This window comes from Desulfovibrio sp. JC022 (genome assembly GCF_010470665.1).
Classification (GTDB): Bacteria; Desulfobacterota; Desulfovibrionia; order Desulfovibrionales; family Desulfovibrionaceae; genus Maridesulfovibrio.
In genome coordinates this window covers 194636-209533 of the sequence record NZ_VOPZ01000006.1, presented here as the reverse complement: position 1 = coordinate 209533, position 14898 = coordinate 194636, and the positions used below count along the sequence as shown (strand labels likewise).

11 protein-coding genes are annotated in these 14898 nt (G+C 51.9%); all 11 read right to left on the bottom strand.

What is annotated here, in order from left to right; translation table 11 throughout:
- Window positions 1-18: 18 nt before the first annotated feature.
- A complete protein-coding gene (locus tag FMS18_RS11530) occupies window positions 19-909 on the bottom strand; it encodes a M14 family metallocarboxypeptidase (protein WP_163294646.1) in 891 nt (296 codons plus the stop codon).
- 98 nt (window positions 910-1007) lie between these two features.
- Entirely contained in the window at window positions 1008-1763 is a 756-nt protein-coding gene (locus tag FMS18_RS11525; RefSeq protein ID WP_163294644.1) for a DUF362 domain-containing protein, read from the bottom strand.
- 135 nt (window positions 1764-1898) lie between these two features.
- On the bottom strand, window positions 1899-4331 hold the full coding sequence (gene torA, locus FMS18_RS11520) for a trimethylamine-N-oxide reductase TorA (RefSeq protein WP_163294642.1): 2433 nt from the start codon (window positions 4329-4331) through the stop codon (window positions 1899-1901).
- Between the two features lie 143 nt (window positions 4332-4474).
- Entirely contained in the window at window positions 4475-5140 is a 666-nt protein-coding gene (gene torD / locus FMS18_RS11515; protein ID WP_163294640.1) for a molecular chaperone TorD, read from the bottom strand.
- Window positions 5141-5149: 9 nt separating this feature from the next.
- A complete protein-coding gene (locus FMS18_RS11510) occupies window positions 5150-6289 on the bottom strand; it encodes a NapC/NirT family cytochrome c (RefSeq protein WP_163294638.1) in 1140 nt (379 codons plus the stop codon).
- 316 nt (window positions 6290-6605) lie between these two features.
- On the bottom strand, window positions 6606-8042 hold the full coding sequence (locus FMS18_RS11505; protein WP_163294636.1) for a sigma-54 dependent transcriptional regulator: 1437 nt from the start codon (window positions 8040-8042) through the stop codon (window positions 6606-6608).
- 3 nt (window positions 8043-8045) lie between these two features.
- Complete coding sequence (locus FMS18_RS11500; RefSeq protein ID WP_163294634.1) at window positions 8046-10559, bottom strand: transporter substrate-binding domain-containing protein; 2514 nt, start codon at window positions 10557-10559, stop codon at window positions 8046-8048.
- Window positions 10560-10579: 20 nt separating this feature from the next.
- On the bottom strand, window positions 10580-12247 hold the full coding sequence (locus tag FMS18_RS11495) for an FmdE family protein (RefSeq protein ID WP_239061021.1): 1668 nt from the start codon (window positions 12245-12247) through the stop codon (window positions 10580-10582).
- A 239-nt stretch (window positions 12248-12486) separates the two neighbouring features.
- Entirely contained in the window at window positions 12487-13338 is an 852-nt protein-coding gene (locus FMS18_RS11490; protein WP_163294632.1) for a MerR family transcriptional regulator, read from the bottom strand.
- A 147-nt stretch (window positions 13339-13485) separates the two neighbouring features.
- A complete protein-coding gene (locus FMS18_RS11485) occupies window positions 13486-13752 on the bottom strand; it encodes a hypothetical protein (RefSeq protein WP_163294630.1) in 267 nt (88 codons plus the stop codon).
- Complete coding sequence (locus FMS18_RS11480; protein ID WP_163294628.1) at window positions 13752-14837, bottom strand: hypothetical protein; 1086 nt, start codon at window positions 14835-14837, stop codon at window positions 13752-13754. Before FMS18_RS11480 ends, FMS18_RS11485 begins: the two co-directional genes overlap by 1 nt.
- Between the last annotated feature and the right edge of the window lie 61 nt (window positions 14838-14898).

The following is a 14898-nucleotide window of genomic DNA, read 5'->3' as shown; positions in this document are numbered from 1 at the left end:
GAATTTGTCCAGATGGGTTTAAATCTTTTGATCAAGCACATAATCCAAACCGCCCCTGATCGCGGCGATCTGTCCGGCAATACTTGATTCCGGGGTCATCCAATCCCCGTCGGGATAGATTTCCGTGGTTGAATGGTAGGGGGCGTCGGTTAGTATTCCGCTCAAGCCAAGTTTTTGCATGGGATAAAGGATCACTCCATGGGACACAGCCGGTTCACCGAGAATCTTTCCCTCTTCATCCAGCGGGGCAATAGGGGTGACTTGCTCTACCGAACGGTTCATGGCGTTCTGGAAATCAAGTTCAGGCCTTTCTTCATCCGCCACCAGATAGAATCCCTGCGGGATATCGCCATTTGTGCATTCCACACCGTCGCGTGCCGCCAATGCGGGCCGGAATACGGTTTTGTCGCGGTCAGTTGTTTCGTGCAGGTCAATGTGCACTGCGATTTTGCCTGCAATAGTGGAGACAAATTGTTTGAGCAGTGCGGATTCCTCAGCTTCTTCATTGGCGAAGGATCTGTTGGGGTCAACCGCATATGGATTCCAGCGGTTGTTGGTTTCATAACCCCACGGACTCACGCAGGGGACTACAACCAGATTGAATTTTCCGGCGTAATCTTTGGCTGTGGTTTCCAGAAATTCGAGGGCTGCATAAATACCACCTGTTTCATAACCGTGCACCCCGGCGGTAATCAGCGCGCTGGGCAGCTCTGCCGACCAATTCGCTGAGAGAAGTGCGTAAAGCGGGTATCGTTGTGGATCGTAGGACAGTTGACCGTATTTTTCTGCGCGGTATGAATCCGGCAATGCAAAAATTCTGTCCAGAACATCATGCTTGTAGTTTTTTTCAAGAGAGGTTTCGGCCAGCCACTGGCTTTTTTCCAGCTCTCCCCATTTTTTATTACTCATAACAATCCTTTTTTCAAAAAATTAGGTGATATGCGTAAAGACATATCACCTAATAAATTCATTTAAAAGAGGAATGGGCTGGATTGGCCGCCGGAGGCTTATCTTAAGTGCCCGATATCCCGCCAGTTCAGACTGAGAATCTCCGCAGCCCTGCGGTCCAAGTCAACTGCATCGAAGCTAGCGAGGATCAGTTTCGGGTCAGGATCGCAAAGCGCGCCGCCGAGGTGGTATTCAGCCAGCCCCACGCTGGCGTCCATAACTGAAAGCCATGGCGGGATGTACATGTTCAGTTCTTTAACCGACAGCTGCATCTGCTGGTGGAAAAATGATTTTTTCCAGCTTCCGGTGGAATAATGGGCCGGGGGCGCAAAACCCATCATATTCTTGATGGCTCCTGTTATACCGGCCAGTGAATGGGCTTTTAAATTGGGCAGGGAAATAATTTTGTGGCTGAAGGCTATTTCAGGCAAAAAAATGGTCGGGAACACCTTGGCCCCTTCCATTTTTTTTTCGCAAAGCGGGGCGTGATTCAGGTCCAGCAGTGTTACGCCGTATTCATTTGCCAATTTTTCATAACCAAGCAGTCGGAAAATTTCATCAGTCTCATAATTTAAATCCCCGCACCCCTCGCCGATGACGATTTCCGCATCCGGGCTTGCTGCCTGCACATATTCAATTACTGCGCGGCAGAACTCAGGGTCAGTTGTCACCGGAGGAGTGGAAGCATTAACCAGATTGGGCTTGAGCAGAATTCTATTCTCAACAGCGATGGCTTCAGCCGCTCCAATTTTATCCAGTGCTTCTTTGACTGAACTACGGTAGTCCGTGAATTTTATTTCTGCTACGGGGGGCATGGTTTTCCTTATTTATGGTTATTTGGTCAGAATGAGTATTCGCTCCATTGTAAAAATTATTTCCGTAAAAATAAAGCCCCGCAACATGCACATGCTGCGGGGCTTCGGGCTTTATGGAGTTAGGAGGTTTGGGCTTTATGCTCCTTTGGGGGCGTCAAAAACAGTTACTGCCGGGGCTTTACCCTTGAATTTTTCAATCTGGACCAGTGCGGAGTTGGCGATGGTGGCCTGAGCCAGCTTGGAGGAACCTTTGTCCACGGTGAGGACGTTTACGTGACCGTATTTGCACATGGTATCGTCTTTTTTGGGATTGAGCGGATCATACCAGCCGCCTTCACGCAGACGCACAACACCGGGCATGATGCGCTCGGAAACCTTGGCTCCAGCCAGCACTTCACCGCGGTCGTTGAAGACGCGGACGATGTCGCCGTTCTTGATGCCGCGTTTTTTGGCGTCAGCAGCACTGATAAGTACAGGTTCACGATCTTTGATGGCGTACTGGTCGCGCAGGGACTTAACGTTATTCATCTGGGAGTGCAGCCTGTCTTTCGGGTGCGGGCTGAGCAGGTGCAGAGGATATTGCTTTGCCTTGGGGGAACCGAGGTATTCAATAGGTTCAATCCAGCTTGCATGGGGCGGGCAGTCATCGTAGCCCATTTTTTCAATATCTCTGGAGAAAAGCTCAATCTTACCGGATGCAGTCCCAAGGGGTTCGAAGAGCGGTTCTTCGCGGTAATCCGCATGGCGGGTCCACTGCTTGGCTTCTTCGGTAACCGGGAATTCAACCTGCTTGTTTTCTGTCCAGAAGGTATCGAAATCAGGCATGGACAGTTTTTTGCCGTCAGCCTGTTTTTTGGCGGAGTTGTAGAAGGATTTTACCCAGTCCATTTCGCTTTTGCCTTCGGTGAAAGCCTTGCCGTGGCCCAGTTTCTCAGCCAGCAGGGAGAAGATTTCATAGGTGGGCTTGGATTCGTAAAGCGGCTTGATGACTTGCTTCATGGGCATGATGTAGCGGGCGGAGTAGTCGCCACCGCGCTCAACATCGTTCTGCTCAAAAGAAGTACAAGCAGGCAGGACGATATCAGCAAATCTTGCGGTGGGGGTCCAGAACATTTCATTAACGATGATGGTTTCCGGTTTTCTCCAGGCCTTGATCATCTTGTTGCGGTCCTGCTGGTGGTGGAAGGGGTTTCCGCCGGCCCAGTAGATGAGTTTCAGTTCCGGGTAGGTGACCTTGCCGCCGTTGAAATCAATGGTCTTGCCGGGTTCAAGCAGGCAGTCGGTGAGCCTTGCAACCGGAATTGCCGGGGGCATATTTTTAGGAGCCTTGCCTGCGCCGAAGCCGGGGAGGCCCGGAGCGTTGGCAGTGGGGGAACCCGCACCGGAGTAGTGGTAAGCCAGACCGAAGCCGCCGCCGGGGAGGCCGATCTGTCCGATCATGCTGGCAAGGGTAACCAGTGCCCAGTGGGCCTGTTCGCCGTGGTCGGCGCGCTGCATGGACCAGCCGGACATGAGCATGGTGCGGCTCTTTACGCTGGCGCGGGCGATGTCGGCAATGGTTTTAGCGGGGACGCCGCAAATCTTTTCAGCCCATTCCGGGGTTTTGGGAGTCTTGTCGGTTTCGCCGAGGATGTAGGCCTTAACCTTATCGTAGCCCACGGTGTATTCATCGAGGAATTCCGCATCGGCCAGCTCTTCCTTGATCAGCACGTAGGCCATAGCCAGCATCATGGATACATCGGTGTTCGGGCGCGGGGTGATATGTTCTGCGCCGAGGTATTCGATGCTGTCGGATTTCATGGGATCGATGGCGATGATGCGTTTACCTGCCGCCTTGAGCTTGGCGATCCAGTCCTGTCCTTCGTGATCAGGGATGGACCAGCCCATGCGCAGGGTGGTCAGCGGATCAGCACCCCAGAGGATGATGGTGTCGGAGTGCTCGATGATGGTCGGCCATGAGCTCTGCTGGGAGTACACTTCCATGTTACCCATGACGTAGCCCATGATGATCTGGGAGGCTCCGGTGCTGTAATCACCGACGCAACTGGTGAAGCCGCCCTGAAGGTTCATGACTTTGCGCAGACCGGATGCGGAGTTATGCAGCTTGCCGAGGTTACGCCAGCCGGGGGTGCCTGCATAAATGGCCGCTGGGCCGTGGTCTTTTTTCACGCGGTTCAGTTCGCCCGCAACCAGTTCAAGAGCCTTGTCCCAGCTTACACGTACAAATTCGCCGGTGCCGCGTTCTGCGGTGTTGCTCTTATGGCCGTTCTTCAGGAAATCCTTACGGACCATGGGGTATTTGATACGGGTCGGGGAATAAACATAGTCCGGGGTGGCTTTAACCAGAGAAGTGGGGTGATTGTCTTTGGAAAAGGGAACAGCTTCAATGAATTTGCCGTCCTTGACCTTGGCCCGGAATGCGCCCCAGTGGGCGGCGGTCATGATGTTTTCTTCGCCTCCGGCTGCAAAAGCCGGGGTCAGCACGGAAGGTCCCAGCAATGAAGCCAGACCCGCTATGGCTGAATAACCAAGAAATTTACGCCTTGAAATTTTTGTCCTCTTACTCATTTGTCTCCTCCAGATTAATTAAAAGATGCCTCCGGCGGCCCTTCGGGGAGCCTCCCGGCGGGCTTAAACCCTTTTTGAAAAAAGGGTTTAAGAATCCCAAAAACTTTTATTGGGCTTCGCCGTTGTTGACGTTTGTTTGTGCGTTATTGGGGCTGGGTGCTGTTCAGTTTAGATTCCAGCCAGTTTTGGTCGGCTTGCAGAAAATCCGCTGTCAGCTCAGCTGCGCTGGTGTAGAACCCTTCCGGCTCGACCTCTTTGCAGGTGTTTGCGAAGTCGGGAATCCAGTTCAGCAGATGTGTTTCGAGGAATGATTTGCTGCGGGCAAAAGCAACTGTTGTATCCTCGGTTTCTTCCTGCTCAGTGCTTAAAAAGGCCATGAATTCCAGCAGGACTGCCACGTGGTCCGCAGGTTCGGTAAATGAACCGTTAACCCCGATGCCGTATTCGGCCATCAGTTTGGAAACCTCGGTTTCAGCCTGCTGGTGGGTCGTGTTGCTCTCGCTGGTGAAGAAAGACTCGTAGGGAGGCACGGCCAGCGGGCCGCCTGCCCCGAGAAACAGGCGGCCGTATTCACTGGCTAAGTCGAGGATTGAATCGTCGGTATGTGTCTTTCCTAATTCGGAGGTTACCCTTTCAAGAGCTTCATTCTTTCCGGTGAACGCGGACACTGTTTCAGGGAACCGGCTGTTTTCGCCTGCGCGGTAGGAGTCGAGCTGCTCCCGGTTCAGCTCACGCATGAACAGGCTGGACAACCAGCGGTAGGCAACGGTCCGTTGTTCTTCGAAATTAAGTTCTGTTGTTACGTTCATGACTCTCTCCTAATGGGTTCCGCCCATGTCCGATGCGTGCATTTGCAGATATTTGAGGAAGAAGCGGTACTCTTCCTTGGACAGGGAAAGGTTATGCTTCATGGCCTTGAGGTTGCCGATCCACTGGTTGGCCTTGAAATGGGCCGGGGGAGTGGCACTGTGGCAGGTACTGCAAGCACTGGTCAGCATTTCGCTGCCGTAATTCCAGAGCGGTGCACAGGAGGGGATCATGTCTGCGGTTTTGACCCAGCAGATGAGATTTGCTTCATGCCAGACCTGTTCGGTGTCCGGGTCGGTCATGGTGTTGGATTGAACAACATCGCCTTTGATTTTTTTCGACAGACCGGCGGAGAAAATGCGTTTGCCCTGTTCTTCGTAAATCATGGCTTCAACACCGTCCTGCTGCCAGCCGTGGATGCTGATTTTGGCCCAGTCGCCGTCTTTTTCCAGAACGGTCAGCTTGGTGGCGGGCAGGATTTTACCTGCGGGACGCCCGTCTTTTTCCTTGAACAGGGGAATAATCTTGATGGGGTATTGTTCTTTACTGCCCAGTCCGTTGTCTGCGGCTTCGGTCTTCAACTCGTCAAAGACTGCCTTGAATCCGGAAGACATATCCGGGAGTTTGTGCACGATACCTTTGTGGCAGTTGATACAGGTCTGGCCTTCGGAAAGACCTTTTTCCATGCGCTTGGCATCTTCGGGCTTTTTGAATTTGCTGAAATCAAAGGCTTGTTTGTTGTGGCAGGAGCGGCATTCGCGGGAATCATTGGCTTCCATTTCCGCCCAGACGCTTTTTGCCATGCGCAGCCGTTCTTTTTCAAATTTTTCAGGGGTATCGAGAACTCCGCGCAGGGACTGGACTACCTCACGGGCAGCTTGAGCCTTGCGGACCATCATGGGTACGAAATCTTCAGGCAGGTGGCAGGAAGTACACTCGGCGCGTACACCTGATCTATTTATATAATGGGTGCTTTTTTTGTAACCGGGAAGGACGTTTTCCTTCATTTCGTGGCAGGACATGCAGAAATTCTCTTCCATGTCCGTGTCTTTTCCGTCAGTAGCATAAGTGGACCCGGCAACAAAAAGGCTGGTTACAACTGCCAGAGCAATTGCTGCCTGAATCCAATTAGCAAACTTCAAAATCTTCATAGCTTCCTCCGAGATGCTTGGTTTCCGCTGTGCGGATACCGCTTAAAAGCAACGGGGATGCCAGTTTTGTTATCTTTTTAATTTACTGTTTATCCAGATGTTTACGAGAAGATATGCTTGTTGTGGCTGTTCGATGAAAATGGACTGTACGAAAAATAAAGACAGGATGTCCTTTTGAAATGGACAGGTGTCCAAAAAAGCTGGACAGCGAAGCTTAAAAAAAGTTTTTGGGATTCTTAAACCCTTTTTTCAAAAAGGGTTTAAGTCGCCGGAGGCGAAATCATTTTAATAAAAGCGCTAAGCGCATCAAACCTTCTTATCTGCTGATTTCGTGCTTCTTTAAAAGAGAATACAAACGGCTGCGGCCCAAACCGGTAATTTCGCAGGCCTGATTGATATTCCAATTGGTATAGGTCAGCACCCGGTTCAGGTACTCGTACTCGAGACGGCTAAGCGCATCCTGCTTGAAATCTTTGTAGGTGGGCGGAGTGGCGGACTTGTCGTCCTGCGTGAGGGAGTGCGGCTCTTGGTAAAGCGTTTCAATCTCGCTGACCGGGGTTTGTTCCGCAACATTCAAGCGGGATTGGATCGCAGCAGTACGCAACCGTTCCGGCAGATGATGCTGAAAAATCAGAGGTTCGTTGCTGGCAGCGATAAACGCACTTTCCAAGGTTCCTGCAAGCTCACGAATATTTCCGGTCCATTGGTGTTCTTTTAAAATTTCAAGGGCTTCGGGGGAAATCTTTTTGAGTGCTGTGCGATAACGTTCCGCAATGCGGGAGTTGAAATGCTCAGTCAATAGTTCAAGATCTTCCAGACGTTCGCGCAGGGGGGGCAGATGGATAGTCATGGTCTGCAAACGGTAGAGCAGATCACTGCGGAAAGTTGCATGGGCTGCCATTTCATTTAAATTCTGGTTGGTGGCGGCTACCAGCCTGAAATCACTGTAGACTTCATCCCTTCCACCCACGGGTCGAAATTTTTTTTCCTGCAAAACTCGCAGGAACTTACGCTGGCTTTCTAAGGGGAGTTCCCCGATTTCATCAAGGAAAAGGGTTCCGCCGTCAGCTTCGCGAATAAGTCCGCCGCTGGCCTGATCCGCTCCGGTGAAGGCTCCTTTGACATGTCCGAAAAGAGTGCTTTCAATGAGGTTTTCCGGGATGGCTGCGCAGTCTACTGTTACAAATCGCTTGGTCGAGCGGGGGCTGTTTTCGTGCAGGGCGCGGGCAAAGAGTTCTTTTCCGGTTCCGGTTTCCCCGGTGATGAGCACTGCGGCGTCGCTGCGCGCGGCTTCCCACATGGAGTTCAGGGCTTTTTTTAGGGCAAAGCTTTCGCCGACAATTCCGGCCCGTTTGGTCGGGGGCTGCGGTTTCATGTTTGCAGCGAGATTGTCGCGGTATTGCAGTACCCGCTTCAGGGGCAGCAGAATTTTTTTAGGCGAAAGGGGTTTTTGCAGATAATCCCATGCGCCGTTGCGGATAGCCAGTTCCACGCCGTCCGGGTCACCCTGTCCGGTCATGATGATCACTTCCGGGGCTACGGGAAGTTCTTTCAAGCGGGGCAGCAGGTCCAGCCCGTTGCCGTCCGGCAATCGTACATCAAGAAATACGGTATCGAATTCCCCGGATAATCCTTTGCGCATGCCATCTGCCAGTGAATGGGCGGATTCCGCACTGTGTCCTATGTTCTGGATCAGTTCGGTAAGGAAATTACAGGTGGGCTTGTCGTCATCCACAATCAGTACATGCGCCATTGTTTACTTCTCCCCGAGGTCGATAAATTTTGCCACAGCTTCATTAAGTTCCCGGATACTGACCGGCTTTTTGAGCAGGGCGGCAAGCCCCAGCCCTTCAGCCTTGCTTTCATCAAAACGGGAGCTGTATCCTGTGCAGAGGACCACCGGAAGCTCCGGTCTGATTTCCATTACTTTACGGGACAGCTCATCCCCGGACATGCCAGGCATATTGTAGTCGCTGAGCATCAGGCTGTATGATCCGGGGTTGTTTTTAAATGCAGCCAAGGCCAGCAGCGGGTCGGAAAAAGGATTAACGGAATAGCCGAATTTTTCCAAAACTTCAGTGTAGGATTCCAGCAGGTCCTGCTGGTCGTCCACAAAAAGGATGCGTCCGGAACCGTGTTCGGAATCCTTGAAGTCTTCGGCATCATCCGCCGGAATGTCTTCACACATGGGAAATGAAATACTGAACTCGGTTCCCTTGCCGGGAGTGCTGTCCACTTTGATTCGTCCACCGTAAGAGGTCACGATTCCGGCAACCACAGCCAGTCCCAGCCCGGTACCTTCTCCCGGAGGTTTGGTGGTGAAAAAGGGATCGAATATGCGGTCCAGCACTTCCTTTTCCATGCCCGGACCGTTATCGCGGACCCGCATCATGACCGCCCGTTCGGGATCAATGTCCGTTCCGCTGATCAGGTCCTGCGGAACCCGGTTTCCGGTGCGTAGTCCGATTTTAATTTCGCCGCCTTCTTTGTCCATGGCCTGTGCCGCGTTCATGCACAAATTCATGACCACCTGTGAAATCTGGGTGGAGTTGGCCATGACGACCACTCCATCTTCAAGGTCAAGGTCGATCTTGCAGGTCTGCGGTAGGGAAGCACGCAGTAAACTTTCAGTTTCCTTAATCAGTCCGTCCAGTTTTAACGGTTTGGCGGATTCATTACGCGGGCGGGCAAAGTCCAGCACCTGCCGGACAACATCACGGCCCCGGTAGGCGGCAGTTAGTATGGCGCTGACCTTTTCAGTCATACCCTTGTCTTCAGGCTGGTGGAACATTTCAATCATTTCCCCGTTGGCAATGATTGCCCCGAGGATGTTGTTGAAGTCGTGGGCGATTCCTCCGGCCATGGTTCCCAGAGATTCCATGCGCTGGGCGCGCAGGATCTGTTTATCCTTTTCCAGCAAGCGCAGTTCCGCACGCTTGCGGCTCAGGACCTGCTCAAAGGTGGGCACAAGGGATTTGAAAACCAGTACGGATTCATCGGAAAAAATTTCATCACGGGCAATACCGGCAACAAGCTGTTCCCGGTTGCTGTTGCGGAAACGGACCAGCATCAGATGGCGGGGGATTCCGTAATTACGGCCAGCGCATGTGTTCAGGTCAATCTGCCCATTCTGATCTTCACAGGTTTCCTTTACTGTTTCAGTGTGGATGGGCAGGAAATCGAAATCTATGCCGGGGCTGGTGCAGCGGATATCAAGTCCCGTGTCAGTCTGTACCGCAAGAAAGGCTAGTTCGGCCTGAATGGCTTCAAGTATGCGGGCCAGACATATTTCACAGGTGTCCTGCTCGGTGGAGGCGGTGATGGACTGCATGAGCATGTTGTTAACCGCTTCAAGGGTGGCGGTGCGCTTGCGCACAACGCTCTTCAGGCTGGTGTTCCAGCCGAGGATCAGGGCAAAGCCGCCGAGGCAGAGACCTGAAATAATCAGGGTCCAGGCGATCAGACGGTCATCTTTGTAAAAGGGAACTGTTTCGGGGGTGAACCATCTTTCATGAATTTCAGATTGTTCTTCCGGGGAGACTGAATTCAGCGCGGTGAGCAGCTCGGTGCGTAAAAGTTCCATGCCTTTGCGAACAGCCATACCGCGCACAGCAACATAATCGGTGAAACCGGATATTTCCATATCCTCGAAACGTTCACGTTCCAGCAGATTGGCGGCTACAGCAAGATCCAGCACTGCTGCGTCGGCATCGCCTATGAGTACAGCCTCAAGAGTGGAAGAAGGCGGCCCGTTTATGGACAGCAGTGAGATATTGTTGCCGTAAAGTTTATTTATATAGGTGCGCACTCCGGCCCGGTAAGGCAGGGCTATGGTTTTGCCTTTCAGGGAACTTAAGGTTTTCCCGAAGCTGGATTTTTCGCGGGTGACTATTACCGTGGGCTGCTGGATGTATGGAAAAATAAAGTCCATATTTTTTAACAGTTCCGGGGTCCGTTCCACCAGTGGAATGAAATCCACATCACCCAGCTCCACGGCAAGAAACATGCGTTCCTGATCCGTGCAGCGGGTGCGTTTGAATTCCCGGCCCAGTTTTTTACTCAGCAGTCGCACATAATCAGCAGTGATGCCCGAATAGTTTCCCTTGTTATCCACAAATTCATAAGGAGATGAGTTCATGCAGGTTCCCAGCTTGATTAGAGCCGGAGCATGGTCACTCTCAAGGGCGGCGGTTTCATTGCCTGCGGCCGGTCCGGCAAGGACCGTCCACAGGATGGTGAGCATTAAAAACAGGGCCGGAAATACGCGCATTTATTATCCTTTAATAATTTCTATTTACCGAAGGGACATTTGGGGAATGAGCAGTGTGCGCATTCCATGCACATGGCACCGTTAGCCATGGCTGCGAGGTCGCTGCGGCTGATTTCAATCCCGGCCAGCAGACGGGGCAGGAGCAGATCCATGCTGGTATGCTTGTGGAACAGGGCGCAGGCCGGAACTCCGATGGTTTGTATGCCGTTGATTTTACCCAGCAGGGTCATGGCTCCGGGCAGGATGGGGGCACCGTGCAGGATGTTGCCGAGTCCCGCGTCGATGAGTCCTTGACGGGTCACATCATCCGGGTCCACGGAAAGTCCGGCGGTGGTGATGATCAGGTCACAGCCGGTTTCTATCAATGCCTTGGCTGCCTCGGCAATCTGTTCCCGGTCATCCGGGCAGATCACGGTTTTCTCGATGCTGCTGCCAAGCGTGGCCAGCTTGCCTGCGATAATGCCTTCGAAGCGGTCCTGAATCAATCCGTTGAAAACTTCATTGCCGGTGATAAGTACCCCGGCTTTGGCTGCGCGGAGCGGTTTCACATTGAAAATGGGACCGTCTTCAAGCACACGCAAGGCCTTGTCGAACTCGGCCCGTTGCAGGAAAAGCGGGATGGCCCGTGTTCCGGCAATACTGATTCCTTTGGATATCAGAGAGTAGCCCTTGCGGCAGGCGGCCATTACCCCGGGCACGTGATTGAAGGCTTCCAGACGGTCTACATCCACAGTGAGCATCCCGGCGGCAGAAGAGATGATTTCCATCTTGCCTTCTTTGGGTTCTCCTTGGACCTCAACATTTTCACCGCACATGAGTTTTGCGAAACTGCGGGCGCAATCGTTTTCATGTACCCAGTCCTCGCCCAGCTCGGATTCGGCCACATATATTGAGTTCTTGCCGATACGTTGCAAGCGGCAGAGATCGCCGACTTCAAAAGTATGCCCCTTACGGAAAGCCGGGCCTTTGCTCTTGCCCGGTTCAATGCGGGTCATGTCATGCATGGCTTCCTTGCCCACGGCTTCTTCAATGGGCACGGTTTTGATGGAACCGGGAAAACTTGGGATTACGGTGGAGTCGCCTAATATCTGTTTGTAAGGACTGTCTCCCTGACAGGCACGGCAGATGGCACCGTGGTAACGGGGATAAGGTTCGCCGCAGACCGGGCAGTCCAGAACCTTACCCTTGCTCCGTTTTTTCATGACCCTGTCAGTAACGGTCACTTTTTCCATATTGCAGATGGAGGCCCCGGCAAGGGCGATCTGGCGTTGCAGCAGTGCGGTATCCTGTTCCGGCTTGGGCTTAAGCTTGTATAGCCATGTTTTCAGCTCTCCGTATTTGTCCATTTTTTCCGGACAAACCGATACACGTATCCCTTCACCGCTATGTTTGTCGTAAAGAGTGACCGCGTATCTGCCGAGATTTTCCACCTTGAGCCAGCCGTTACCGATGGTGCAGGGCGTCAGCATCTGGGCTGCATCCGGCAGGCACCACGGGGTTTCAGCCAGAACTTCGTAGAGTGTTCCTTCCGGTATTTGGGTTTTGGCTGCTTCAATCATGTACCCGCCCAGCATCAGTCCCGGTGCGGGATAGTTGTGGAACAGGGTCGCCATGTCTTTGAATTCTTTATAGGAATAGTTGCCGATGGGCAGTTCGTCGCCTTTGATTTCTATTTCGTGATCGCTCATTAAGACCTCCTGATCAAATATAGTAACACTAATCAAGGAGCGAACCAAAGCCTAATATTGTCTATATTTCAGAGTGTTGTGATGCCAGGGGCTGAGGCGGGTGCTTCTTGTGGTCAGTTTGTCCGTAAAAAGGGGACAGGTGGACGGCGAAATTGTCCATAAAAAGTGGACACGACGATAAAAAAGGCCCGCTTCGATAAGGAAGTGGGCCGATGTTCAATGCGTGTTGAGGTGCGGGACTATGTTTCCTGATCGCCGTGCCGCGAGCATTTGATCAGGACTTCGGTTACAAATTTATCACTGTTACTGGTGGTCCAGTAGTCGGTTACAAACCGCTCAAAGGAATCTTCACCCAGTATGTAGCCGTTGTTGGCAGCCCAGCGTTCCATCTTCATGTAGGTTTTATGGATGTCTTCGTGGGCACCGAGGTGGTAGCAGGAGAGCATCATGCTTCCGCCGAATTCATATGTGTTTTCTTCGCTGCATGGGACAACTGTCTTTTGCAGCATCGTGATATCCTGATCTTCGCCTTCAATGCGGTTTTTGCGGGATGAGAAATTGATGATGACCGGTCCGGTTATCTCGTTGTTCACATCTTCCACATGCTGGGTGAATTCAAGATTGATGATTGACCATTGCAGGTCGTTTTCAAATTTCTGGTTCTGAAAGAGCAGGTCGCTGCTTTCAATGTACTTGATTGAAACTTCGTTAATATTGTTGTCAATTACCATTTCCGCTTCGCGAACCAGTTCATACCAGTCTTTGACTGATACATGCCTGCGGCGGATTTTTTCCTGCTCGTCCTCCAGTTCCCTGATTTTGGTCCGGAACGAGTGCTGGATGGATTTGAATACGTGTTGCGCGCTGCCCTCGATGAATTCCTTCATCTCTTCGAGAGTGAAACCCATCTGCTTGTAATATTTGATAACCGGGACTGAGAGCAGGGATTCCCGGGTGTAATACCTATAGTTATTGTAATCGTGTCGCTGAGAGGGGATGAGATTTATCTGGTCGTAATAACGCAGTGCTTTTTTGGAGATGTTACAGATTTTGCTCATGTCCCCTATGAAATAGCGTTCCTTGTACTTCACTGGTCTCTCCTCCAGTTATATGGTCCGGTATTTCGAAGATTATTTCAACAGAATCTTTACGTGCGCTGATGTACGTACCTCTGGATATGAAAGCGGGGAGCGTCTCTTTCGAGATAGCTCCCCTAACTTCGGTGAGGTATTTGGTTATTAACCTTTGATGTAGTTATTGATTGTTTCGGCTCCTTCAGCGTGAGCGCGGTAGTAAACGCGCAGTTCCTGATTGGAGTCGAGGTCGAAGCGGGATTCTTCAATGAGTCCATTTGCTTCGGCGGTCATCAGTGCGTTGATGACTGAGGGCTTTTTAAAGGCCTTGAATGTTCCGTACTGATCTTTAAGGGCGTCCATGACGCAGTCAGCGCAAGCTTCTTCTACTTTGGTGAAGTGCTTAAGGATAGCGTAGTTAAGAGGGATCATTATTTTGCCTCCTCGTTGTTCTTGAGCAGATCCATGGGGTTCATGGAGATGATGAAGATACCGATTACCATGATTACAGCTGCAGCCCATGCGACGGGAGGCATAGCCCAGCCTTCCATACCCATGGCAACACCAAGGATTATCCAGCATACGAAGGGACCCCAGAAGGAGAAGGTTCCGTTGCAGGACATACCCAGAGCTGCACCGCACATGGCGTTTCCTTTGTACCAGTACATGAAAGTAAGGTATGCGGAAAGACCGGCCAGTACAAACCAGATAATGGATTCGCTGTCGGTGAAGGACTGTACAACCATACCGAAAGCATCAACGTGAGCGATGAAACCGAACAGGGGTACGAGAATGAAAAGGTTGGAGAAACCGGCGGTAACCTGACGGATAGTGATGCCGATTTCGGGGTCGATCATGGAAGTACCGTAACCGCAGACACAACCTTCAATACCCCAGCATACTGCTGCGAGGAAACCGAAGAAGAGACCGAGCATCATGTCGGGGCCGCCTGCGCCATCGAGGCTGGTGGAGCCGATCATGAAGCTGGCACCAAAGCAGATGGCGATACCGAGCAGCATGCGGGCGTTGAGTTCCTGTTTAAAGAGGAAACGGCCAAGAATAGCACCTACAGCCGGGCAGAGCGCGGCAATGGGAACTACGAGGGAGCCGGCAAGCTGAAGGCCTACAACATAAGCGGTACTTGCAAGAGGACCACCGATTACTGCAGCAGCGACCATTACCATGCCGGGTTTAGTTTTGATACAGCGTACAAAATCGGCGAAACGGCCGCGAAAGCCAGCAATACCGAGAGCCCAAAGTGCGCTACATGTGTCGGTGGTTGCCGCGCCCAGAGCACCGAGAAGATACATCACCGCGAAAGCGGACAGTCCGGAATTTTCACCGTACCATTCCACCCAGACACCTTTAGACATGCCCAGAGTCATGAACGCGGTATAAAAACCATACAGCAGTCCGGAAAGAAGGGCGATAACAATACCCTTTCTTTTAAAGCTGGTCGCCAGCTTGTGCTTTGCAGCGACGGCTGCCGGGTTGGTTGCAATAGTTGCTTCCCCCATGGTCGTCTCCTTAATCATTAAAAGTTAATCTGAAATTCACACCCTCGATCCCTGCATTTAC

Excerpts from the sequence above, each read along its gene's own strand:
- FMS18_RS11530 (WP_163294646.1), bottom strand. The coding sequence starts at position 909 with ATGAGTAATAAAAAATGGGGAGAGCTGGAAAAAAGCCAGTGGCTGGCC.
- FMS18_RS11485 (WP_163294630.1), bottom strand. The coding sequence starts at position 13,752 with ATGATCCCTCTTAACTACGCTATCCTTAAGCACTTCACCAAAGTAGAA.
- FMS18_RS11505 (WP_163294636.1), bottom strand. The coding sequence starts at position 8,042 with ATGGCGCATGTACTGATTGTGGATGACGACAAGCCCACCTGTAATTTC.
- FMS18_RS11525 (WP_163294644.1), bottom strand. The coding sequence starts at position 1,763 with ATGCCCCCCGTAGCAGAAATAAAATTCACGGACTACCGTAGTTCAGTC.
- torA (WP_163294642.1), bottom strand. The coding sequence starts at position 4,331 with ATGAGTAAGAGGACAAAAATTTCAAGGCGTAAATTTCTTGGTTATTCA.
- FMS18_RS11500 (WP_163294634.1), bottom strand. The coding sequence starts at position 10,559 with ATGCGCGTATTTCCGGCCCTGTTTTTAATGCTCACCATCCTGTGGACG.
- torD (WP_163294640.1), bottom strand. The coding sequence starts at position 5,140 with ATGAACGTAACAACAGAACTTAATTTCGAAGAACAACGGACCGTTGCC.
- FMS18_RS11480 (WP_163294628.1), bottom strand. The coding sequence starts at position 14,837 with ATGGGGGAAGCAACTATTGCAACCAACCCGGCAGCCGTCGCTGCAAAG.
- FMS18_RS11495 (WP_239061021.1), bottom strand. The coding sequence starts at position 12,247 with ATGAGCGATCACGAAATAGAAATCAAAGGCGACGAACTGCCCATCGGC.
- FMS18_RS11510 (WP_163294638.1), bottom strand. The coding sequence starts at position 6,289 with ATGAAGATTTTGAAGTTTGCTAATTGGATTCAGGCAGCAATTGCTCTG.